The sequence below is a fragment of the Paenibacillus polymyxa M1 genome, from assembly GCF_000237325.1.
GTDB classification, from domain to species: Bacteria; Bacillota; Bacilli; order Paenibacillales; family Paenibacillaceae; genus Paenibacillus; species Paenibacillus polymyxa_C.
In genome coordinates this window covers 3,982,662-4,006,012 of sequence record NC_017542.1, presented here as the reverse complement: position 1 = coordinate 4,006,012, position 23,351 = coordinate 3,982,662, and the positions used below count along the sequence as shown (strand labels likewise).

Sequence of the window (23,351 nt, the reverse complement as noted above, 5' to 3'; positions counted from 1 at the left end):
CGGTATAGGCTTTGAGAGTGGCTTTAACGGATATGTTTTACGTTTAACTTGTTTATACGGGAGAGATGGAAATGAGTGCAGATGTACGCAAGGACTGGGACACCTACTTCATGGATATCGCTTATATGGTATCCACCCGTTCGCGCTGCGCGCGGCGTCATGTTGGAGCCGTACTTGTACAAGGTAAGAAGCTATTGGGGACGGCCTATAATGGCGCACCATCCGGGGTGCCTGACTGTTCTGAGGCAGGCTGTATGATCTCGGAGGAATATGAGGTCGTTCACCGTGATGGACGGGAGGAAATGGTTAAGAAGCAGCGTTGTATTCGCACTATTCATGCGGAGCAGAACCTGTTGCTGTTTACTGACCGGATTGACCGTGAAGGCTCCTCCGTATATGTCACCGACCAGCCGTGCTGGACATGTGCCAATATGTTGGCGAACAGCGGTATTGTGGAGATTGTATATCACCGACCTTATCCAAAAGATGCCGACAAGGTTCGTGCTATGATGGAGGAAAAGGGAATCGCCTTTCGTATGCTGGAGACATATCATCCACCACAGGAAACGCTGATGGATGTTAAAGATTAATCAATAAACGAGGAAGAACCTCTGACAATGCTATTTTGTCAGGGGTTCTTTTTTTGTTTTGTGAGTTGGACAGAAAGCAATGTTTTTGCGAATGGAAGGTGATTGTATTCAAGCCCAACTTGTGTTTACTAGGCCTATATTAAGTCTCACTGTTTGTTGGATTATAGGAAGTGCAGGAGCGTGTCTGTATTCGGAACGGATACTTTTATTACTGTGGGCGGGAGTTACCCTGATTTCCCCACTTATAGCTTTACTGATGAAAATTCCCATCCGACATATGGTATTGCTATGGATTGTATTAAGTAGTGGTGGATTTCATTGGTTTTGGCATGATATGCATAATGTAAGCAGTATTCCTGGTGCTCTTCATGTATCGTCTTCTGTCATAGAAGACATGCCTGTTCAAGCAGCAGGGTTTATTGCTTCAGAAGTTGAGATTGATGGGGATCGTGCGCAGTTTGAGATGAGAGTTACTTCAATCCATCACTTTGCAAGTCAATCCAATAAGGTTGAACATCGAGGATCTATTTCTGAACAGGTCATTGTTCATATCAAGTTGGCTGCGAAGCAGGAACAGCAACTTGCGGCAGCATGGCAGCGTGGGGATGCAATCCTGCTCCGTGGCAACTTAAAGGCACCAGCAAAAGCGGGTAATTTTGGTAGCTTTGATTACAGTAAATATCTGCACACGCAGGAAATTCACTGGCTTTTCAAGGGGGCTGGAGCCGCCTCGTTACAGAGGCAGGAGGCTTCACAGTGGAACCGCTACATATTATTCAGATGGAATGATCAGCTTAGAGAGCAGCTAGGTCAAAAAATGGAATCTGCTTTTACATCACTTCTTCAGGCAGGATATATGAAAGGCCTGGTACTTGGGGTTACAGATGAGCTGGACCCAGCAACGTATAATGAATTTACGCAGCTTGGTTTAACGCATATTTTGGCGATATCAGGTATGCATGTGGCGGTATATGCGGCCACATTATTATATTTACTCAAGTTATTACGAGTTAGCCGTGAAACCTCTCTTACGATTGTGATGGTACTGATTCCGGCTTATGTCCTGCTGACAGGTGCTTCTCCCTCTGTTGTAAGAGCGGGAATTATGGCGATGATTGGCTTGTTTGCAGCCCGACGAGGGCTGCTCAAAGACGGACTTAATATTTTAAGTATATCTGCGTTGCTTATGCTGCTATGGAATCCATACTACCTGCTTAGCGTCAGCTTTCAGCTGTCCTTTTTGGTAACAGGTGGGTTGCTCATATATATGCCGCTTATGAAGCCGTTTTTCGCCAAATGGCCCCTCCTGATCGGTGGTGAAGTTGCGATTACAGTCACGGCACAGCTTGTTTCGTTTCCAATGACGGTATTCTACTTTAATCAATTTTCGTTATTATCATTTGCGGCTAATTTTGTACTTGTCCCCCTAATTACATATATCGTGCTTCCACTGGGTACGGTAGCCATGGGAATGGCCTTTTTATGGGGGGATGGTGCTCGTATCCTTGCGTGGCCGGCAGAGCAATTGAACGATCTGACCTTTTGGCTTGTGAAATGGCTGAATGTAGATGATGCTTATGTGAGTATTTGGCCGTCTTCTTCTATTCTGTGGGTTCTGGCGTATTATGCAGCTTTGTACAGTGTTTTGTACTGGCTCAAAACGTGGTTGACATCCCGAAGGAAAACGGGCGACATTTCCGTTGTGAATTCTACTACCATAACATCACCTATGTATACAGGATTAGAGGCTGCTGCTGAGTGGGCTGCTATTTTGCAAACGGCTCATGAACCCGAGGGTGCAGGGAAATTTGCGCGTCGACAGTGGAATGGATATCGTCATGTGGCACTGGCTTTAAGTGGTATTGCCTGGCTTGGCATACTATGTATAGGGTACCAATCTCCTAGTGAAAGAAACACGGGAGTTGTTCAGTATCTGGATGTGGGCCAAGGTGATAGCATTTTAATTACAACGCCGGGAGGGAAACATATTTTGGTGGATGGCGGGGGTACAATGGACTTTGCAACAGGAAAAAACGCTTGGCGCAAGCGTACAGATCCCTACGAGGTAGGCGCGGATACGATTGTGCCCTTGCTAAAGCAACGTGGGGTGCACCGGCTGGACGCTGTCATTTTGACGCATGGAGATCATGATCATGCCGGAGGTCTACAGGCTGTATTTGACCAAATTCCCGTATCCACCTTATTTTTTAACGGTACCCTAACAGACAAAGCCCCATTCCGGAAGTTGTTAAACACGGCTTTGGACAAGCAGATCAAGCTGTACGGTGCACATCATAGCATGGAGTGGGGACCGGACCGGGATACGAAAATTCGCTTTCTCTATCCGTTTAAGCTGGAGGAGAACGAATCTGAGCAGTTGCCTGTGATGAAGGAACAGAATCATTATTCTGTTGCCATGATTTTAGAGATGGAGGGGGCCTCGTTTTTATTCACAGGAGATATGGATGATGCTGCAGAGTCGCTGTTGCTTTCTGAATTAACCCGTTCTCCATCTCGTGTGAAAGCTCAGGAGGGAATAGGAGATGCAAGGAAAGCTGTCGACGTTATGAAAGTGGCACATCACGGAAGTAAGTATTCCACCTCGGAAGAGTGGTTGTCCTACTGGCAGCCGAAAGTATCCGTCATTTCAGTTGGTGCAAGCAACACATATGGACATCCGAATAAAGCGGTATTGGAACGTTTGGCGGAAGTTGGTTCTGCCATATATCGAACAGACACAATGGGAGAGGTACAGATTCGTGCGCAGCAAGGGAAGCTGAGTGTGCGGTATCAACGCAAACGTGAACAAATAGATACAAAATGATTTTGATTATACAAAAAAACAGGCTTATAACAGCCAATAATTTGCCTGCCGTTATATCAGATAAGGGATACCAATACTCAATCGACGATTTTTATTTTCAAGATCCGATTGCTCTGTCTTATCAATTAGAACTTATATCTGATTTTCTGATTTCCAATAAATCACAAAACGTTTCATGCAATTCAATAGGTTCAGTATCTAGATATATGTAGGGGCTGAGGGAAGGTGACTACCTTCCCTTTTTCTGTTATTCTAAGGGAGGATACAATGGGGATTCTGGGCATTTTGTTATAATTTTTTTTATTAAAAAAATAAAATTAGCGTCAGACGTCTATCCTGCAACAATTTGCAAAAGGGATACGTCTGTAATATTGCAGGGAGAGGGGGATCCTTTGTGGTAGAGCAGGGACTCATCCGAGCCGCTCAATCGGGCGATCGCGACGCTCTCATTACCCTATTAAGAGAGATAGAACAGCATGTGTACCGTACGGCATATTACATTCTAAATAATGAGCAGGACGCCATGGACGCTTCACAAGAAGCCCTCATACGAATATATTCCAAAATTAACTCTTATGAGGAAAAAGCGCAGTTTAAAACCTGGGTCCAACGCATTGTAACGAACATATGCATCGACAAATTCAGAAGAACGAAGCCTTCGGTTTCCATTGACGAGCATGACATGATATTTAACGACCCCCAAAACGTGGAGGTCGAGGTGTTAACCTCTTACATGGCACAGGATGTTCGTGAGGCTATACAACAGCTCCCGGAACACCACCGGACGGTAATTGTCCTGAGATATTTGCAGGATTTCTCTTATAACGAGATTGCCGATTCTCTGGATTTGCCGCTAAATACGGTCAAGTCATACTTGTATCGTGCAAGACAACAATTGCAAGGGCTACTTCAGGAGTATCAGAAAGGTGGTGTATCAGGATGAAGTGTGGAGAAGAGGTGATGGATTGGATGCAGCGTTATGTGGATCATGAACTGGGTGAAGAAGAGACGTCCCAATTAATGAACCATATTGCGACTTGCCCGGACTGTGCGGAAAAATTTCATATTCTTCAGACACTCTCTCGCGAGCTGGAGGAATTGCCTGCGGTTTCCCCGGCGTTCAGCCTGGTGGATTCCATCATGCCTCAGCTTGATGCCATTGACCGCGCACGTGAAGAGCAGGGAAGCGCGCTTCAGGAAATGCAGCCTGTAGCTGCTGATCCTGAGCCTGGAACAGGGCTTGGACAACGTACTCAGCCTGTGCCTTGGTGGAACCGGGTGGGAGGGCGTGCTGCCATGGGCGTGGCTGCCGCTGCCGTTGTACTGGGGATTGTAGTATTCAACTTCGAGCCTAAAACAGTGCAGGATGCGGAAGGCATACTTACATCCCAGTCGCCCGAGGTGACAAGTCAGCAGAATCAGACGGAAATCCCAGGTACGACCAATGGGAGTGGAGGACGTGATGCAACCATTGGAGCGGAATCGACCAAGCCGCCATCTGAACAGGGACAAGGAGCCGATTCCTCTCTGACACCTGCAGATAAGGAACCTGACTTGGGCGACCAGGGAATAAACAGTTCAGATGACAAAAAGAATCCTTCCAAACCGGATGCTGGGAAGGTGGATGATCAGCAAGCTGGCGAGGAACCTTTAACAAAGTCTGCACCGACTAAACATTCTTCCCGTCAGGATGAAAAGCAGGGACAGCCAAACGTCGATCGTCAGGCCTCAAAGGATGACTCATCTGCAGATGCTCCTCAATCCGATGACAAACAGTTAAAACAGAAAAAATCTGATCAACCTACGATTGCTCCTGATGAACAGCTGGATCCGAAAATGGAAAAGGCACCATTAGCAGATACGGGTACCGCTCAGGAGGATAATAGCGATGATACAAGTACAAATGATGCATCTTCGTCGCTTAGTCAGGAATTGAAGGTACAGAGTCGAATTGCTTCAAATGAAACGTCGAAAGATACGACATCCAAAAGTGTCACCAAGGATGCGGGCAACTCCTTAGGAGCGGATAGCAGCAATGCAGCTTCTAATGATGAGCAATCATCCGTGTCACAAGACCCGGTTCGTAGAGAAGGTTTTGTATCTAATTCGCTGGTCTCTCCGGACAGCAATAATGCTTCCACCTATGGTGCCCAGTCCGCCTCTACAGATCAGTTCAACTCGCCTGATGGTAGCTATGCAGTGGCTATTGAAGGCAAAAAGCTGAAAGTGTATAAACTTTCCGATAACGGTGTAGACCGAACAACACTGGAAGTCCGTACTCTGAAGGGTGCTTGGGTCAAAGGAAGCTGGTCAGATGACAGCCAGACCTTTATGTATGAGACGGAGCAGGATGGGACTGCAAGTAAATATACGTACACCGTCCCGCGTAGCACTGGAAAATAGTTTCCGTAAGTTGGCACACTTTTAGAAACAGAGAATAAACTATATGAACCGACGTCGTATCCCGACGGTTGAAAGTTTCTAGAGCTTTCTGCTGCCGTGTTGATATAGATGGTGGTGAAGGGATTCTGCCTAAAGGCGGGGTCCCTTTGTTTGTGTCATGACTTGCCTTCCGGTCGGATGTCAGGTACGATCAGTGGGTGGGGGGAACGGAAAATGGATGTAAAAACAGCCTCTAGGGCTATTCGCAAAGGTGATATTTCGCCAGTGTATCTGCTATATGGCAGTGAAAAATATCAAATGAAGCAGTTTGTTGATATGCTAAAAGAGAAGGTGGTGGAGGAGGAGCATCGTGACTTCGCCATTATTTCTTATGATTTAACCGAGACGCCAATTGAGGTGGTTGTGGAGGATGCGGAGACAGCGCCTTTTCTGGTGCCGAAAAAGCTAATTATTGTACGGGATACCAGTGTATTTGCAGCAGGCAAAGATAATGGCAAAATAGAGCACCGTCTTGAGACTCTGTTGACTTATATGGATAACCCGACTGACTATAGCGTCATCGTTTTTACGGTTCAGGCTGAAAAGCTGGACGAACGGAAAAAGATCGTCAAGAAACTGAAAAGTGATGCCTCAGTTATTGCTTTCGCCCCTATGGGTGGAGATGATCTTGTAGCTTGGGTCCATAAGCGTGCAGCAGAAAGAGAAGTGCAGTTGGCAGCAGGAGCGGCTGAGAGACTCATTCAATACACGGGTACCGGGCTTCAATCCTTGGCTGCCGAGATAGATAAGCTGTGCTTATACGCAGGAGCGCAGGGAACAATCTCATCCGCTGACATTGAATCCCTTGTGCCTCGTAATACAGAGCAAAACGTATTTGCGATGGTTGAGGATCTGGCTAATTTGCGGCTGGATAAGGCGCTCAGTATTTTTTATGAATTGCTTAAGCAAAAAGAGGAACCAATCAAGATTGCAGCTTTGATCACACGGCAGTTTCGTATTATGTTGCAGGTCAAAGAGCTGGCAGGTCAAAGCTATTCTCGGCAACAAATTGCGAGTCAGCTCAGCTTGCATCCTTATGGGGTGAAAGTTGCAGGGGATCAAGCGCGACGCTTCCGTCCTGAGCAGCTGCGCCAGCTTCTCTATGAACTGGGCGAGCTGGACTATCATATGAAAACAGGTGTTGTTGACAAGGTGCTGGGACTCGAACTATTTTTGATGAAAATGGGAGCAGGTGCTTCAATCTAATCTCATAAAGGTTATAAACTAAAAAATCCTGATCAGCCAAGGCTGGTCAGGATTTTTTCATTAACGTATAAAAGTAGCTCTTGCTTACGCTTGAGCTGTAAGAGCGTTAAGTTTTTTCGCCAAGCGGGATTTCTTGCGAGCAGCTGCATTTTTGTGGATCAGACCTTTAGTTACAGCCTTGTCCAGCTTTTGGGAAGCCACTTTGAAAGCAGCAGCAGCAGCTTCAGCTTCGTTACCTACCAACGCTGTATCGGCAGCTTTTACTGCTGTACGAAGCGCGGATTTTTGGGAAGCGTTCAACGCACGGCGTTTGTCGCTAGTTTTAACGCGTTTGATAGCGGATTTGATGTTTGGCATTACATTCACCTCCTGTAAAGGCATTACTTATGAACACAAACGTTTCACAACTTAAAATATTTTAGCACGCCACACCTCAAATTGCAATAAGAAAACATTCTAAGACGATGCAAATTACAGGATGAAAATGGATGTGCATAAACCTGCTGGGTGTCTCGCACACTATAGCCAGAGATGGTATACAAGGAGGTTTAAAAGATGGATCTGGATTTGCAGAAGTATGCGGTACGCACGGATTTGGCATTAGAGGCAAGAGAGCTGGCAGAACGGAATCAGCCTGTACCGCTGGCAGGTATAAATGAGAATGTGGAGGAAGATAACGGTATTAAAATTACGCGGCTGGATGTATTAAATGAAGAAGGAGCCAACCGTATTGGGCGGGTACAAGGGCATTACGTTACACTCGAAGTACCTGGCTTGCGTGAAGGCGACACTGGACTTCAGCAACGGGTAGCTATTGCCTTTGCCAAAGAAATGGAGCATTTTATACAAAAAATAGGGATCTCTAAGGTGGCAAGGGTGCTGGTGGTAGGGCTGGGGAATTGGAACGTTACTCCTGATTCGCTGGGTCCGCTTGTTGTTGAAAATTTAATGGTCACCCGTCAATATTTTGAACTGACACCTGATCAGATCAACCCTGGATATCGGGATGTGAGTGCAATTGCGCCGGGTGTTCTTGGTATCACGGGAATCGAATCCAGTGAGATCGTTCAAGGCATTGTGGATCGCACAAAACCAGAACTGATTATTGCTATTGATGCTTTGGCGTCACGTTCACTAGAGCGTGTCAATACGACTATCCAAGTGGCGGATATCGGAATACATCCAGGTTCAGGTATTGGCAACAAGCGGCGTGGTATCACCAAGGATATTATGGGGGTTCCGTGTATCGCTATCGGCGTTCCAACGGTATGCTATGCTTCGACCATCGTCAACAATGTAATCGAACTGATGAAAACACATTTTACCAAAGAAAAAGCTTCTACCAAAGTAATTCTCGGAATGTTGGATGAAATATCAGAACCTGAGAGACTTGGGCTAGTGAAAGAGGTGCTCCAACCACTAGGGCATGATTTGATTGTGACTCCAAAAGAGATTGATGAATTCATTGAAGATATCGCGAATATCATTGCGACCGGATTGAACGCTGCTCTACATGAGGCTGTTGATCCCGACAATGTCGCCGCTTATACGCATTAATGAAGGGCTAGCAAAACCATCTTTCTAAGACACGACACAAAAATCTCTATTTAACAGGTAGCTTATCTCTTTCGAAAAGGGGTGGGCTGGACCTGTGATAGAGATTTTTGTGTTCTAGTAATTGTTCTCCGTTCATAGAGTTGAAGTATAAGAGATTTCCGCAACAGATAGGAACCCTGTGTTCTGAATGTAATAAGCGGGTTTCGACGGGACGAAGGAGGACAAGGCTCACATGAAAAAAATTCAGACCTGGAACGTCGGAAGATGGAGAAGAAAAGGTATCGAAATTTTGGCAATGGGACATACGCTTGTGCTGCTTATCATGGGCTCGGCGCTTTTATTTGTCGTTTTGGGACTAGGAGGGTTGGCAGAAAATCGTTTGCAAACCTCTCCTGTTTCTTCGATGAAAGGATTGGCAGGCTCGGTGTCCAGCGGTTTTTTCGCGGATATGCTAGGTATGGAGGTACCTCATTTGGCACAAAAGAAGCAGCATTCTTCGTTGTCGGGTGAACAATGGTCGCCATTTGTTTTTCAGATGCTTACAGGTATTAATCCGCAGGATCCCAAAAGTCTCATTTCTCGTGAAATTCCTGGCATGTCTGCTGGTGCGCCTGTCTTGCTGCGCAAGGGTTCGGGGAACGACAAGGTAGAGGGTCCTACGGATTATCAGCCTGATCAGGGAACGACAGATACCCCTGGGGGTTCAGACGCAGCTGAGAACCCGCCGTCTACTACGCCGGATATTCCGACAACACCGGAAACAGACCCTGCACGTGAGGATGATCCAGGTGATGCCGCCAAAGGGGAGAAGCGTATATTAATCTACCATTCTCATCCCAGAGAAGCATATAATCCATTACTGAGCAAAACCAGTTCTAACCCCAATTCAGGTTCTAAGTCAGCTAATGTATCAAGGGTAGGTGACTTCGTAAAGAAGAGACTGGAAAAGCAAGGGATATCTACACTGCATGTAAACAAGGATTATGCCACCACAGTTCAAAATTACAATTGGAACTACTCCTATAAATATTCACGCGCAACAGTCAAGGAGGTTTTGGCTCAAAATAAAGGTTTAACTTATCTACTTGATATTCATCGTGATTCCCAACGTCATGGAAAAACAACAGCCACCATTAATGGACTTTCTTATGCCAAAGTGTATTTTATCATCGGACATGACAACAAAAATTGGCGTAAAAATGAAGCTTTTGCTGCTCGTATTCATGAAAAGCTGGAAAAATCCTATCACGGCGTATCACGAGGTGTATGGGGAAAAGATGGCGGCAAAGGAAACAACGGTGAATATAATCAAAGCTTGTCTTCGCATAGCATTTTGATCGAAATCGGAGGGATTGACAACACGGAGGAGGAGTTAAAACGAACTTCTGACGTTTTGGCGGATATGATCAGTGAAGTGTATTGGGAGGATCAGAAAGCCCAGAAGGCGGGCACCAACGTATCTGACACCAAAAAGAGCAATAGCGGCAATTAAATAAGGTAGCAGTTAGGGGGGATAGAATGACCGGACATTTTCGTAAAAAAGCGCTTGGATTTGTGCTTCTGATCGGAGCGGGCGTGTTACTTGGCATGCAGCTGGCAGGTTCTGGTCTGCGCTCAGTCTATGGCCCGGAATGGGACGAGAATCCAGTTTCATCAGTAAATCAACAGAAAGTTGAATATGAGCAGACGGTGATTGAGGATACCCCGGTAGCTGATGCCCAAGTGCATAATCGTACGTATAATACAAGTAGAAAGGTCGAGTTTGAGCCACAAACGAACATGAATGAAGGGAATACAAACAAACGAAGTGAGGAACAGACCGCACGCTGGACACATGAATGGGATATGAAGACTGCACAGGATGACAATAATCAGCAGGGCCTAGAGACTCCTCGTGAGCTGCTAGCCGTAAAGGCGCAGCAGGCTTCGGTGGATACCATGGCTGACAAAACGGCTGGACTGCTTCAAAACCTGTCAAGACAGGGCATTCGCTGGGTTGTATCTGTATTTGACGGGGTAACAGAATAGAAATATTGCTGACCCCCCTTACAACTGCTATAATAAGCTGATTGATACTAGGCATTGTGTGGGGGTAAGGCATGACTGACATTTTGGCAAGACAACGTAAAATTCGGAACTTTAGTATCATTGCACATATAGACCATGGTAAATCTACGCTGGCTGACCGGATCTTGGAGTACACCGGTGCACTCACTTCCCGCGAAATGCAGGAGCAAGTGCTTGACCAGATGGAACTGGAGCGTGAGCGCGGGATTACGATTAAGCTCCAGGCAGTGCGACTCACTTATAAGGCCGATGACGGCGAAGAGTACATTTTGAATTTGATTGATACACCGGGACACGTCGATTTTACCTATGAGGTATCTCGTAGTTTGGCAGCCTGCGAAGGTGCTTTGCTGGTAGTAGACGCAGCGCAGGGGATAGAGGCGCAGACATTGGCTAACGTTTATTTGGCGTTGGACAACAATCTGGAGATTTTGCCAGTGCTTAACAAGATTGATTTGCCAAGTGCTGATCCTGAACGGGTAAAGCAGGAAATCGAGGATGTTATCGGTTTGGACACGAGCGAAACCGTACATGCTTCAGCCAAAGCTGGAATCGGTATCAAGGAAATTTTGGAACAGGTGGTCAGAAGTGTGCCTGCTCCGCAAGGAAATCCGGATAATCCGCTCAAGGCGCTTATTTTCGATTCGCATTATGATCCTTATAAAGGCGTTATCGTATATGTACGTGTTGTAGATGGCAGTATCCGTGCGGGTTCGAAAATTAAGATGATGGCCACTGACAAAACGTTTGAGGTTATCGAGGTTGGAGCTTTCATGCCACGTATGACGATCGTGGATGAGCTAAATATCGGTGATGTTGGTTTTATCGTTGCCGGAATCAAGCATGTGGGCGACACTCGTGTCGGGGATACGGTAACGGATGCCAAAAATCCAACACCAGAACCGATGCCAGGCTATCGGAAAATTAATCCAATGGTGTATTGCGGTCTGTACCCGATTGAAACATCGGAATATAACGATTTGCGTGAGGCGCTTGAAAAGCTGCAACTGAACGATGCTTCGCTCAGCTTTGAACCGGAAACATCCAGTGCGTTGGGCTTCGGCTTCCGTTGTGGTTTCCTTGGTCTGCTTCATATGGACGTTATTCAGGAACGTATTGAACGTGAATTCAATATTCCGCTGATTACAACGGCACCAAGCGTAATTTACCGTGTACAATTGACTAACGGGGAAACGATTGAAATTGATAACCCATCCAACTACCCGGAAGTAGGACGTATTGAACATGTAGAAGAGCCATATGTTAAGGCAGGCATCATCGTGCCCAATGATTATGTAGGTACGGTTATGGAGCTTTGTCAGAGCAAGCGTGGTGAATACGTGAACATGGAGTACCTGGATACAACACGGGTAACGATTACGTACCAGATTCCTTTATCTGAAATCGTATATGATTTCTTTGATCAGCTTAAATCCAGCACCAAAGGTTATGCTTCCTTTGACTATGAGATTTCAGGCTATCGCCAATCTAATCTGGTGAAGATGGATATTCTGTTGAATGGTGAGCAGGTCGATGCATTGTCATTCATCGTGCATAGAGATCGAGCTTACCACCGCGGACGTATCATTTGTGAGAAGCTGCGCGAGTTGATTCCACGGCAAATGTTCGAGGTGCCAATCCAGGCATCTGTAGGAACAAAGGTTGTTGCGCGTGAAACCGTTAAGGCTATGCGTAAAAACGTCTTGGCCAAATGTTATGGCGGCGATATTTCCCGTAAACGGAAGCTGCTTGAGAAGCAAAAAGAGGGCAAGAAGCGTATGAAGCAGGTCGGTAACGTAGAAGTACCACAGGAAGCATTTATGGCGGTACTGAAGATAGATGAGTAAAGCAGTTTGAAGTATTCGTCCATTCTTTCATGAGGCATTTGCCATGCATGGAGAATGGACGTTCTTTATTTGAGCAAGCTATTCAGGACAGAGAGCTCGTTCAAGTTCTGATTTAGAGTAATATGGCAACTATATTTTTAAATCAATCTTTAGAGTATGTATAAAGATGTTTTTCTTTTACTGCAACACCTACACCACAAAAAATGACCGATTCGTGGTGGGCAGCAGCGGAGTGGGCCATTTGAATCTGGAGAAGCGTAGCGCTCGCCTTTACTCCCCAATTTTATCCCTAAGAGTGCTTATATAATGGAAAATTGGGGAGTAACAGCGATCAGAAGATCAAATGGAACACGAAGCGGTTGGTCTCGACCTCGGCTCATTTTCTCACTATACCCTGAATCGACAAGGAGGATCGGTATGACCGCATCCATACAAAAACATGAATATTCATCCGCGCCTCAAGCGGTTTATCTGCATATACCTTTTTGCACGAATAAATGCTTTTACTGTGACTTCAACTCTTATGTGCTCAAGGATCAGCCTGTTATGGAATATCTGTATGCCTTAGAACGGGAGATGGAACATACGGTCAAACTTCACCCGCCAGGAGAGATAAAGACCATTTTTGTCGGGGGAGGAACACCAACAACCCTCAATCCGAAGGAAATGGAATATTTCCTGAGGAGCGTTCGTACCTATTTTCCAAACTGGGCGGAAGATATTGAGTTTTCCATGGAAGCCAATCCAGGCACAACTGATTTTGAAAAACTTTCTGTGATGAAAGAGGGCGGCGTCAATCGACTCAGTTTTGGTGTGCAGGCTTTCCAGAATGATCTGCTTACAGGCATAGGTCGTATTCATAGTACAGATGACGTCTATCGTAGTTTGGAAAACGCACGTAAGGCCGGCTTGGACAATCTGTCGATTGACCTGATGTTCGGTTTGCCGAACCAAACGGTCGACATGCTGGATGAAAGCGTCAGTAGAGCGCTGGAGCTGGATCTTCCTCATTACTCTATCTACAGTTTGAAGGTTGAAGAGAACACGCTCTTCCACACGTTATACCAGAAAAATCAGCTGCCACTTCCACATGAAGATGACGAACTGGAAATGTATTTGCTCCTTATGCGTCGCATGAAAGAAGCGGGTTATGAACAGTATGAAATTAGCAATTTCGCTAAACCAGGTTTGGGTAGTAAGCACAATATGACTTATTGGCGGAATGAGGATTATTATGGTCTTGGCGCTGGGGCACATGGTTATGTTGGCAGAGAGCGTCATATGAACATTAAGGGCATTAACCCTTATGTGGAGGCTACTCGGAATGGCCTACCGCGTTTGGACAGCTTTGAGGTGCCGACGGCGGAAGCTATGGAGGACTTTCTCATGGTCGGTTTGAGAATGCTGGAGGGTGTGTCCAAATCCCGCTTTGAAGCTCAATTCGGTCAGACATTGGAAGACACGTTTACAGTTCCTCTTAGAAAAATGCTGAATGCAGGGTTAATCGAATCAATCGAGGATGGGTATCGTTTGAGCGAACGCGGTATTTTATTCGGAAATGACGTATTTGCAGAGTTCATCGGTTCGATCACGGTAAATTCATAAGTTGCAAGCTTCAATACAGTACATTTTGACTTCGTAAGCTGGGCCATCATTTTATTACACCATTCTGCCACAGCAGGGTAAATGGAGTATTGCGATTATATGCGTAATGTTGTATATTTATTCATTATATGCGGCAAGCGGCAGGAGGAGAGCAAAATGGCTTCAGTGTGTAAAGATGTATTGTGCAGAAGTGCGGTTCCTGAGGATGTGGAGCCTTTATATCAAATGATTAGCGGCTATGCAGAGCGGGGGATTATGCTGCCACGTTCAAGGGAAGTGCTTACGCGCCAACTGGAGCTGTTTATTGTTGCAGAGGTGGACGGCGAAGTCGTTGGTTGTGGTTCTTTATGCAAATTGGGGGCTGATTTGGTAGAGATTCGCTCCCTTGGTATCTCTGAGGGGCATAAAGGAATGGGAATCGGCTCCAAGCTTGTGGAAGGCCTTATTAGAGAAGCACGGCGGCAACATATTCCTAAAATTATGGCACTAACCTACGAGGTATCCTTTTTTATAAAAAACGGTTTTGATGTAGTTAGCAAAGAGATTTTCCCTGAAAAGGTATGGACTGACTGCATTCATTGCAGTAAACAAAACAATTGTGATGAAATCGCAGTGTTGAAAGTACTGAACTGACCTGTCAATAATGAGGCAGTTCAGTGTTTTTTTATCAGGACGCAGCCTTGCGTATGTGTTACAGCTTACATTATTGTGCCCTTGTTCGTTTCTCAAATGTTTGGAGTAACCACCAAATAAATTGATGATGAGGCTCCAGTTCCGAAGGTATATCACTCAGGCTTCTTATGGGATGGTCCTTATGGTAATCCGTATCATTATAAAAGTATGTAGTGCCATCTAACGGGACTTGACCTTTGTATTTATACAAGGCGACAATATATTTTTCAGACTCTCCAGTTCGGCTTGGACGATATGTGTACTCTTCCCAATCAGCTGGTGTTAAATCATCATAATGTAATATAGCAGTGACACTATATTTTATTTGCTTGGGAATGCTTGGACTGAATTCTTGTGGGTAAAATAAAATGGTATTCCATATGCTTAACAGTATTGTAGGGATCAAGATTAAGGCACACCACAAGGGTCTTAATTTACGAATTAAATGGATCACTGAAATCATAAGGGCAGCGTTCAGAATAAAAACTAGTGGCAAAGCAAGGATTCTTCCTAGGCCTGTGTACGGAAACAATTCGATTAAAATGTAAAACATACAAATTGTAGGTGAAAGAGCGATTAATGCGTATAAAAGGTTGCGGCGCTGGCTTCTCAGATCCTATTCCTCCTCAAAGACAATAAAGTTACAACAGTTTGGAGACACAGTCTCAATTTTTTGCATTCTGTATCCCTATACATAAATACGGTTTGGATATGATGAATAATGAGGGTTTATGTGAAAAAGTGTAAACGCTCTGTTTCCATATCAATAATCAAAATGGATGTAATAAATCTCGTTTATTGAAAATACTGATCTGACTTGACAATGATCAGGTCGGTTTGGTATTTTTGTATTATCAGTTAGCACTCATCGCGAACGAGTGCTAATGATTCCATTTAACAATCATGCTATTATGGATAAACGATAAGGGGGGATTCGCTTGTTAACCGAACGTCAGAGACTCATTTTGAATGCGATTATTGATGACTACATTCGTTCGGCTGAGCCAGTGGGTTCCCGCAGCATATCCAAAAGGCAGGATGTCGGATTCAGCCCAGCCACGATCCGTAATGAAATGTCGGATTTGGAGGAACAGGGCTATCTGGAGCAACCCCATACTTCTGCGGGACGCATCCCGTCTCATAAAGGTTATCGTTATTATGTGGACCATTTGGTGCCACTAAATACACTGAAGCCTATGGAAATGCGGGAACTAAAAGCCTTTTACGCCGAAAAGCTGAATGTAATGGAGCAAGTGATTCAGCATGCATCAGGCATTTTGTCCCATATGACCAATTATACTTCCATCTTGCTTGGGCCGGAGGTGTTTCATACTTCGTTGCGTCATTTTCAGCTGTTGCCGCTCAACGAAACGACGGCTGTGGCGATTATCGTGACCAATACCGGTCAGGTGGAGAATAAAACGGTGGATATTCCACCTGGAATTTCAATTTCCGAGATGGAAAAGGTTGTGAATTTACTGAACAGCAAGCTGGTCGGTGTGCCGATTTATCAGCTTAAATCACGCCTTTACACCGCGCTTGGTCAGGAAATGGAGAAGCATGTGTCTCATTTTGAGGACGCTATGAAGGTGCTGGATAAAGCACTCGATAATGAATCGGATCAGCGCTTGTATTTGAGCGGTGCGACGAACATGCTGAATCAACCTGAATTTAAAGATGTAGAAAAGGTTAAACATATTCTCGATCTGCTGGAGGAAACACCAACGCTGCTTAAACTGATGACTCCTGTAGCCGGAGCCCCTGAAATTCAAGTCCGCATCGGTACAGAAAATGATCATGAAGCATTTGCCAATTGCAGCCTGATTACTGCTACATATGCAGTAGACGGAGAAGCGTTGGGTACGATAGGTATATTGGGTCCGACGCGGATGGAGTATGCGAGAGTTATTAATATTTTGGGTATCCTGTCTAAGGATTTGACCGCAATGCTAACGCAACGGTTTAAATAGAACAAGATCGCACAGGTTGCGGTCCTACATGTTCCGCGCCGGGATACGGTTTGTATCCTGCGCGGGTGCATTGTTGCGTGCTTTTGTATGGGTAGTTATGACTTGAAGGAGGTGAAACATTTTGAAGGAAGAACAAGCGTTCCAAGATGAAAAACAACAAAATGTAAGCACAGAGGAAGCTGCCGAAACGAGCCAGCAGGAAGAGCCGGTGAATGAAGCGGCAGCACTGGAAGCCGAGGAAGAAAACACAGAGGTGGCAAAACTTCGTGCAGAGGCTGAGGAGCATCAGCAGCGGTTTTTGCGCGCACAGGCGGATTTTGATAATTTTCGCCGCCGTACACTGAAAGAAAAGGAAGACCTTGCTAAATATGCGTCTATGAAGCTTGTTACCGAGTTGGTGCCTGTTCTGGATAACTTCGAGCGAGCGCTGGCAACAGCATCGCAAGGAGCGGAGTCTGAGTCATTCACCAAAGGCGTGGAAATGATTTTCCGCCAGTTTGAGAGTGTGCTTCAGGCAGAGGGAGTGACGGCCATGAATGCAGTGGGACAACCGTTTAATCCTGATTTCCACCAGGCTATTATGCAGGTAGAGAGCGAAGAGCATGATGAAGGCATCGTCGTTGAAGAGGTACAAAAAGGATACATGCTGAAGGACAAGGTGCTTCGTCCAGCGATGGTAAAAGTTAGCATGTAACTTTTTCTATATACATTAGAATTACATCATTTTGATTCAACCATTCTGGCCTGAGGGCCTCGTATATACAGAAGGAGGAATTGTCCGATGAGCAAAGTAATCGGTATTGACTTAGGTACAACCAACTCTTGTGTGGCTGTTATGGAGGGCGGCGAAGCCGTCGTTATTCCAAATCCGGAAGGCGCGCGCACAACCCCTTCCGTTGTCGGTTTCAAAAAAGATGGGGAGCGTACTGTGGGGGAAACGGCAAAACGCCAAGCAATTACGAACCCGGATCGTACAATCATGTCCATCAAGCGCCACATGGGTACAAATCATAAAGAAAACATCGATGGTAAGGAATATTCCGCACAGGAAATTTCCGCTATGATTTTGCAAAAGCTGAAAGCTGACGCTGAAGCTTATCTGGGCCAAACGGTTTCTCAAGCGGTTATCACTGTTCCAGCTTACTTCAATGATGGTCAACGTCAAGCAACTAAGGACGCAGGTAAAATTGCCGGTCTGGAAGTTCTGCGGATTGTCAATGAGCCAACAGCAGCTGCATTGGCATATGGTATGGAAAAATCCGAAGACCAAACGATCCTCGTATATGACTTGGGCGGCGGTACATTCGACGTATCCATTTTGGAACTGGGGGATGGTTTCTTCGAAGTTAAAGCAACAAGCGGCGATAACAAGCTGGGTGGCGATGACTTTGACCAAGTGATTATTGATTACCTCGTAAATGAGTTCAAGAAAGATCAAGGTATTGACCTGAGCAAAGATAAAGCAGCTGTACAACGTCTGAAAGACGCAGCAGAAAAAGCGAAAAAAGAACTGTCCGGCGTGCTGACAACGACAATTTCCTTGCCGTTTATCACAGTAGCTGATGGCGTTCCACAGCATTTGGAGTTGAACCTGACTCGTGCGAAGTTTGAAGAATTGTCTGCAGGTCTGGTTGAACGTACTTTGGGACCTACTCGTCAAGCGATGAAAGATGCAGGCATGAGTGCTAGCGACATCGATAAAATCGTTTTGGTCGGCGGCTCTACACGTATTCCAGCTGTACAAGAAGCAATCAAAAAGCTGACAGGTAAAGAGCCTCATAAAGGCGTAAACCCTGATGAAGTAGTAGCTTTGGGCGCAGCAGTTCAAGCAGGTGTATTGACAGGTGATGTTAAGGACGTCGTTCTCCTTGACGTAACTCCACTGTCCCTCGGTATTGAAACCGCAGGTGGCGTATTCACCAAAATGATTGATCGTAACACGACAATCCCTACGAGCAAATCGCAGGTATTCTCGACGTATGCCGACAATCAGCCTAGCGTAGAAATTCACGTGCTGCAAGGTGAACGCGAAATGGCAGCAGGCAACAAAACACTGGGCCGTTTCCAATTGGGAGATATCCCTCCAGCACCACGTGGTGTACCGCAAATCGAAGTTACTTTCGACCTCGATGCGAACGGTATTGTGAACGTATCTGCTACAGATAAAGGCACAGGTAAAAGCCAAAAAATTACGATCACATCTTCTAGCGGCTTGAGTGACGAAGAAGTAGAACGTATGATGAAGGATGCCGAGTTGCATGCGGAAGAAGATAAGAAACGCAAAGAGTTGGTAGAAGCGAAAAACGCTGCGGACCAACTGATCTACTCCGTAGACAAAACGATTAAAGATCTGGGCGAAAAAGCGGATGCAGGTGAAGTCGAAAAAGCAAATGCAGCTAAAGAAAATCTGCAAAAAACGCTGGAATCCGACAACCTGGAAGACATCAAAAAAGCTACTGAAGAACTGACTGAAATCGTTCAGCAATTGTCTGTGAAATTGTATGAGCAAGCTGCTCAAGCAGCACAAGCTCAAGACGGAGCAGCAGACAGCAAAGGCCGTGACAATGTTGTTGATGCGGACTATGAAGTTGTTGACGAAGATCAGAAGAAAGACTAAGCAACGGATCGGGTAGTGTAACTTTACGGTATACCGGCACGTTATGATATACTGAACAGTAATTGCAGCGTAGCTGCCTTGATAAATAACAATTAGCCTAAGGGTAACCGTTATTTCCAAGATAAATAAGCATATTACGGGTTGTACTGCCTTGAAATGATGGGAAGGTCAGAGCCGGGTCATCCCGCGCCTTTGGCTTTCCTTTTATATGTAGTGCAGACACGTTGTAGGCATGGGGGTGGAACATTGGCTGATAAGCGTGATTATTATGAGGTACTAGGTGTCGCAAAAGGCGCTTCGGATGAAGAAGTCAAAAAGGCTTACCGCAAGCTTGCGCGTCAGTATCATCCGGACGTGAACAAGGCTGCGGACGCAGAAGCTAAATTTAAAGAAGTAAAAGAAGCTTACGATGTTCTCAGCGATGGTCAGAAGCGGGCAAGATACGACCAATACGGTCATGTAGACCCAAATCAGGGCATGGGAGGCGGCTTTGGTGGTGCCGACTTCGGTGGCGGGTTTGGTGATATTTTTGATATGTTCTTTGGTGGCGGTAACGGTCGGCGTGATCCGAATGCACCGCAACGAGGGAACGATCTTCAATATACGATGACGATTGAATTCAAAGAAGCGGTGTTTGGTAAAGAAACCGACATTCAAATTGAACGTACGGAAACATGCGATACGTGTCATGGTACAGGAGCCAAGGCGGGCACTCAACCACAGACCTGTTCCGTCTGCCATGGCAGTGGACAAGAAGAAGTGGTACAGAATACACCGTTTGGCCGCATGGTTAATCGACGCGCTTGCTCCAATTGCGGTGGTTCCGGAAAAATTATCAAGGAAAAATGTACGACTTGTAGCGGATCAGGCCGTGTCCGCAAGAAACGTAAAATTCATATTCGCATTCCGGCGGGTGTGGATGACGGCGCACAAATGCGTATCAACGGGGAAGGCGAAGGCGGTGTCAACGGAGGACCGGCTGGTGACTTGTACGTCGTATTCCGTGTGAAGTCGCACGACTTCTTTGAGCGTGAGGGAGACGATATCTACTGTGAAATTCCGCTGACGTTTTCACAGGCAGCATTGGGAGATGAGGTGGAGATCCCAACGTTGACCGAGAAAGTGAAGCTGAAAGTTCCAGCAGGCACACAAACAGGCACTTATTTCCGTCTTAAAGGAAAGGGTGTGCCAAAACTGCGCGGCGTAGGTCAAGGTGACCAGCATATTAAGGTAGTTGTGGTAACGCCTAGCAAGCTGAGTGAGGAACAGAAGGATTTGCTGCGTCAGTTCTCTTCGCTTAGTGGAGAGCAGACACATGAGAATGAGCAGTCCTTTTTTGATCGTGTGAAGCGGGCTTTCCGAGGCGACTAAGCCAAAGTCTAAATCGCGGAGCTTCAATCATGAATCCGAGGGGACTATTCCGCAATTGCGGGATAGTCCCTTTTTTTATATTCACGTAAACACATACATAGCCATTTTTGTACAACCAAAGTTAACTATTGAGCTTCTATCAACTAGAAAGGAGTGAGTTCCATCGAAAAAATACGGACAAGTCTGCGTCGAGGTAAGCCGCTTTTAAAGCTCAGAGGTCTAATAACGCTGCTCGTATGTCTGGTTATGGCACTTGTGCTCCTGCCAGTAACACTGTTATTTGCGGAGAGAGTTGAGCTTGAAACGGAGAAGGGGCTTGAGGAAAAGTCAATGTCCATTGCACGTACACTCGCCCATACACCACTTATTATCGAGCAATTGCAACAGACAGGTTCTTCTCCTTCCATGCAGGAGTATGTGAAGAAGGTCTCAACAGCGAATCATATCCAATTCGTCGTGGTTATGGATATGAAGGGAATTCGTAAAACGCACCCCGATGCTAGGAGGATTGGCAAAGCCTTTGTCGGAGGAGACGAGTATACTGCACTTCATGGTCAGGAGAGTGTGTCCGTTGCAAAGGGGACATTAGGCATGTCCATGCGAGCCTTTTCCCCTGTGTTCAGTGTGACGGGAAAGCAGGTAGGGGCAATTGTTGTTGGTATATCCATGCAAGATGTACAGCGGGCCCAGGAAGGCAACACCCGTCTTATTGCTATCGCCATTGGTATCGGAATGTTGATTGGCACAGGAGGAGCGGTTGTGCTGGCTCGTAAAATCAAAAATATGCTGGTCGGTCTGGAACCGCCGGAAATCGCACGTTTGCTGGAGGAACGCAGCGCGATGTTGCAATCCATCAAGGAAGGAGTCATTGCGGTAGATGAATGCGGTCGTATCATGCTGATGAATGCAGAAGCGATCCGTCTACTGAGGCAAGCGGGGATTGAAGACTTCTCATTCTCTGGACAGGAAATTACTGTTTATTTATCTGCTTTCCGATTACAAGAGGTCTTGGAAGTAAGCACTCCACTGATGGATGAGGAGATGGAGTTGGGTGGGATTACCTTGCTGACCACCAGTGTTCCGATACGGGTCAAAGGAAAAATTGTCGGAGCCATTGTAACCTTTCGGGATAAGACGGAGATGAACCAGCTTGCGGAACGTTTGACCGGAGTTTCTTTGTACACGGAAGCACTACGCGCACAGGCTCATGAATTTATGAACAAGCTGCATGTCATTATGGGGATGGTGCACTTGCGAATGTATGATAAACTGGAACACTATATTATGGACGCCGTCGAACATCATCAAGTAGAGATTGGTTCCATTACTCGGCAGCTTAAGGACCCAGTGATGGCGGGGTTTGTATTAGGAAAATTAAGCCGGGCCAGAGAGGCAGGGGTAAGTTTTGAACTGACTCCGGGTAGTCACTTACCTGAATCCAGTCAAACTCAAACGACTCACGAGCTGATTACTATTCTTGGCAATCTGTTTGATAATGCGGTGGAGGCGATGGAATCTCTGGAGCACAAGCGGATTACCCTTTCACTTTATTATGAGGAAAATCAGAAGCATGGCTGTCTGACCTGTATCATGTGCGACAATGGTCCGGGTATACCGGAGGACCTTGTGAAGGCTATTTTTGAAAAAGGTTTTTCGACCAAGGGAGAGTCACGAGGGATGGGACTTTATCTAGTGGCGCAAAGCGTGAAGAGGCTACAAGGTAGTGTAAAGTTGATCCCAGTCGAGCAGGGGTGCTGTTTTCAGATTAAGATTCCATACATTATAGCGGGGAATGATGAACATGATTAATGTCCTGATTGTAGAAGATGATCCGATGGTTGCAGAATTTAACCGCAAATATATGGAGCAGGTAGAGGGATTCCAATGTGGCGGTTGGGCTTCTTCGGTGGAAGAGGCTAAGAAATATTTAGCTGAACAAGCTATTGATCTGATATTGCTAGATGTGTATATGCAAGAAAGTAATGGCCTCGATTTACTGTCATTCATACGGGAGTCTGGAGTGAATGTGGATGTTATTGTCATCTCAGCTGCAAGTGACATGAGTAGTGTCAAAAAGGCGATGAATTTTGGCGCTGTGGATTATTTGATCAAGCCTTTCCACTTTAACCGTTTTCTAGAGGCACTTACCGGGTATCGAGAGCACATTAGTATTGTACGTGAGCGCAGTCTACTATCGCAGGAGGAGTTGGATCGACTGATTTATCATAAAAGCTTGACTAAAGACTTGGCACGGTTGCCCAAGGGGATAACGAAATCCACGCTGGCTATGATATGGAATTGTATCCAGCAGCATCATAAGGTTCTATTTTCCACGGAGGATATTGCGGAGAGTGCAGGGATCTCCAGGGTGTCTATGCGCAAGTATTTGGCTTTTATGACAGAGATTGAAGTGCTTTCTATGGAAACTATATATGGTACCATTGGACGCCCTGTTTACCAATATCAGGTTTTGCCGCAGGCAGAAGGAATCATCAATAGTTATATTTAGCCCTATTTCTGATTACTTTAGTTACAAAAGCTAGTTCTTAGTTTTAAAACCAAATAAAGCGTTTTCCAAGGTGT

Annotated in this window: 18 protein-coding genes; 17 read left to right on the top strand and 1 reads right to left on the bottom strand. The window is 45.7% G+C overall.

What is annotated here, in order from left to right:
* Nucleotides 1–71 precede the first annotated feature (71 nt).
* From PPM_RS17935 to holA, 5 genes are all read left to right on the top strand, one after another.
* Nucleotides 72–590, top strand: a complete 519-nt coding sequence (locus PPM_RS17935) for a deoxycytidylate deaminase (protein WP_013372191.1) — start codon at nucleotides 72–74, stop codon at nucleotides 588–590.
* 79 nt (nucleotides 591–669) lie between these two features.
* On the top strand, nucleotides 670–3,414 hold the full coding sequence (locus PPM_RS17930) for a ComEC/Rec2 family competence protein (protein ID WP_016324566.1): 2,745 nt from the start codon (nucleotides 670–672) through the stop codon (nucleotides 3,412–3,414).
* A 394-nt stretch (nucleotides 3,415–3,808) separates the two neighbouring features.
* A complete protein-coding gene (locus tag PPM_RS17925) occupies nucleotides 3,809–4,357 on the top strand; it encodes an RNA polymerase sigma factor (protein WP_013311184.1) in 549 nt (182 codons plus the stop codon).
* Entirely contained in the window at nucleotides 4,354–5,817 is a 1,464-nt protein-coding gene (locus PPM_RS17920; protein WP_013372189.1) for an anti-sigma factor family protein, read from the top strand. Before PPM_RS17925 ends, PPM_RS17920 begins: the two co-directional genes overlap by 4 nt.
* A gap of 213 nt (nucleotides 5,818–6,030) precedes the next feature.
* Nucleotides 6,031–7,062, top strand: coding sequence for a DNA polymerase III subunit delta (gene holA, locus PPM_RS17915; protein ID WP_016324565.1), 1,032 nt, complete (start codon nucleotides 6,031–6,033; stop codon nucleotides 7,060–7,062).
* A gap of 84 nt (nucleotides 7,063–7,146) precedes the next feature.
* On the opposite strand, the gene rpsT is transcribed toward holA, so the two are convergent.
* The gene (gene rpsT, locus PPM_RS17910) at nucleotides 7,147–7,419 is read right to left on the bottom strand and encodes a 30S ribosomal protein S20 (protein ID WP_013372187.1); all 273 of its coding nucleotides are present in this window, start codon (nucleotides 7,417–7,419) and stop codon (nucleotides 7,147–7,149) included.
* 198 nt (nucleotides 7,420–7,617) lie between these two features.
* On the opposite strand from rpsT, the gene gpr reads away from it, so the two are divergent.
* The 12 genes from gpr (at nucleotide 7,618) to dcuR (ending at nucleotide 23,277) form a co-directional block, all read left to right on the top strand.
* On the top strand, nucleotides 7,618–8,619 hold the full coding sequence (gpr, locus tag PPM_RS17905) for a GPR endopeptidase (protein WP_013372185.1): 1,002 nt from the start codon (nucleotides 7,618–7,620) through the stop codon (nucleotides 8,617–8,619).
* 232 nt (nucleotides 8,620–8,851) lie between these two features.
* The gene (locus PPM_RS17900) at nucleotides 8,852–10,111 is read left to right on the top strand and encodes a stage II sporulation protein P (RefSeq protein WP_013372184.1); all 1,260 of its coding nucleotides are present in this window, start codon (nucleotides 8,852–8,854) and stop codon (nucleotides 10,109–10,111) included.
* Between the two features lie 26 nt (nucleotides 10,112–10,137).
* Nucleotides 10,138–10,647, top strand: coding sequence for a hypothetical protein (locus PPM_RS17895; RefSeq protein WP_013372183.1), 510 nt, complete (start codon nucleotides 10,138–10,140; stop codon nucleotides 10,645–10,647).
* 71 nt (nucleotides 10,648–10,718) lie between these two features.
* Nucleotides 10,719–12,533: a translation elongation factor 4 gene (gene lepA, locus PPM_RS17890; RefSeq protein ID WP_013372182.1), complete on the top strand. Its 1,815-nt coding sequence runs from the start codon at nucleotides 10,719–10,721 to the stop codon at nucleotides 12,531–12,533.
* Between the two features lie 417 nt (nucleotides 12,534–12,950).
* Nucleotides 12,951–14,138, top strand: coding sequence for a radical SAM family heme chaperone HemW (hemW, locus tag PPM_RS17885; RefSeq protein WP_013372181.1), 1,188 nt, complete (start codon nucleotides 12,951–12,953; stop codon nucleotides 14,136–14,138).
* A gap of 156 nt (nucleotides 14,139–14,294) precedes the next feature.
* Entirely contained in the window at nucleotides 14,295–14,771 is a 477-nt protein-coding gene (locus PPM_RS17880) for an N-acetyltransferase (protein WP_025674283.1), read from the top strand.
* A gap of 977 nt (nucleotides 14,772–15,748) precedes the next feature.
* Nucleotides 15,749–16,780 carry a heat-inducible transcriptional repressor HrcA gene (gene hrcA, locus PPM_RS17870; protein WP_013372178.1) on the top strand — a complete coding sequence of 344 codons (1,032 nt, stop codon included), beginning with the start codon at nucleotides 15,749–15,751 and terminating at the stop codon, nucleotides 16,778–16,780.
* Nucleotides 16,781–16,901: 121 nt separating this feature from the next.
* Nucleotides 16,902–17,474 carry a nucleotide exchange factor GrpE gene (gene grpE, locus PPM_RS17865; RefSeq protein ID WP_013372177.1) on the top strand — a complete coding sequence of 191 codons (573 nt, stop codon included), beginning with the start codon at nucleotides 16,902–16,904 and terminating at the stop codon, nucleotides 17,472–17,474.
* An 87-nt stretch (nucleotides 17,475–17,561) separates the two neighbouring features.
* Nucleotides 17,562–19,397, top strand: a complete 1,836-nt coding sequence (gene dnaK, locus PPM_RS17860) for a molecular chaperone DnaK (RefSeq protein WP_013372176.1) — start codon at nucleotides 17,562–17,564, stop codon at nucleotides 19,395–19,397.
* Between the two features lie 246 nt (nucleotides 19,398–19,643).
* Nucleotides 19,644–20,768: a molecular chaperone DnaJ gene (dnaJ, locus tag PPM_RS17855; protein ID WP_013372174.1), complete on the top strand. Its 1,125-nt coding sequence runs from the start codon at nucleotides 19,644–19,646 to the stop codon at nucleotides 20,766–20,768.
* A gap of 153 nt (nucleotides 20,769–20,921) precedes the next feature.
* Nucleotides 20,922–22,577, top strand: coding sequence for a DcuS/MalK family sensor histidine kinase (gene dcuS, locus PPM_RS17850; RefSeq protein WP_080567872.1), 1,656 nt, complete (start codon nucleotides 20,922–20,924; stop codon nucleotides 22,575–22,577).
* Nucleotides 22,570–23,277 (top strand): two-component system response regulator DcuR, encoded by a 708-nt coding sequence (gene dcuR, locus PPM_RS17845; RefSeq protein ID WP_013372172.1) that lies wholly within the window; start codon nucleotides 22,570–22,572, stop codon nucleotides 23,275–23,277. The genes dcuS and dcuR overlap by 8 nt, the downstream gene beginning before the upstream one ends.
* Nucleotides 23,278–23,351: the final 74 nt, after the last annotated feature.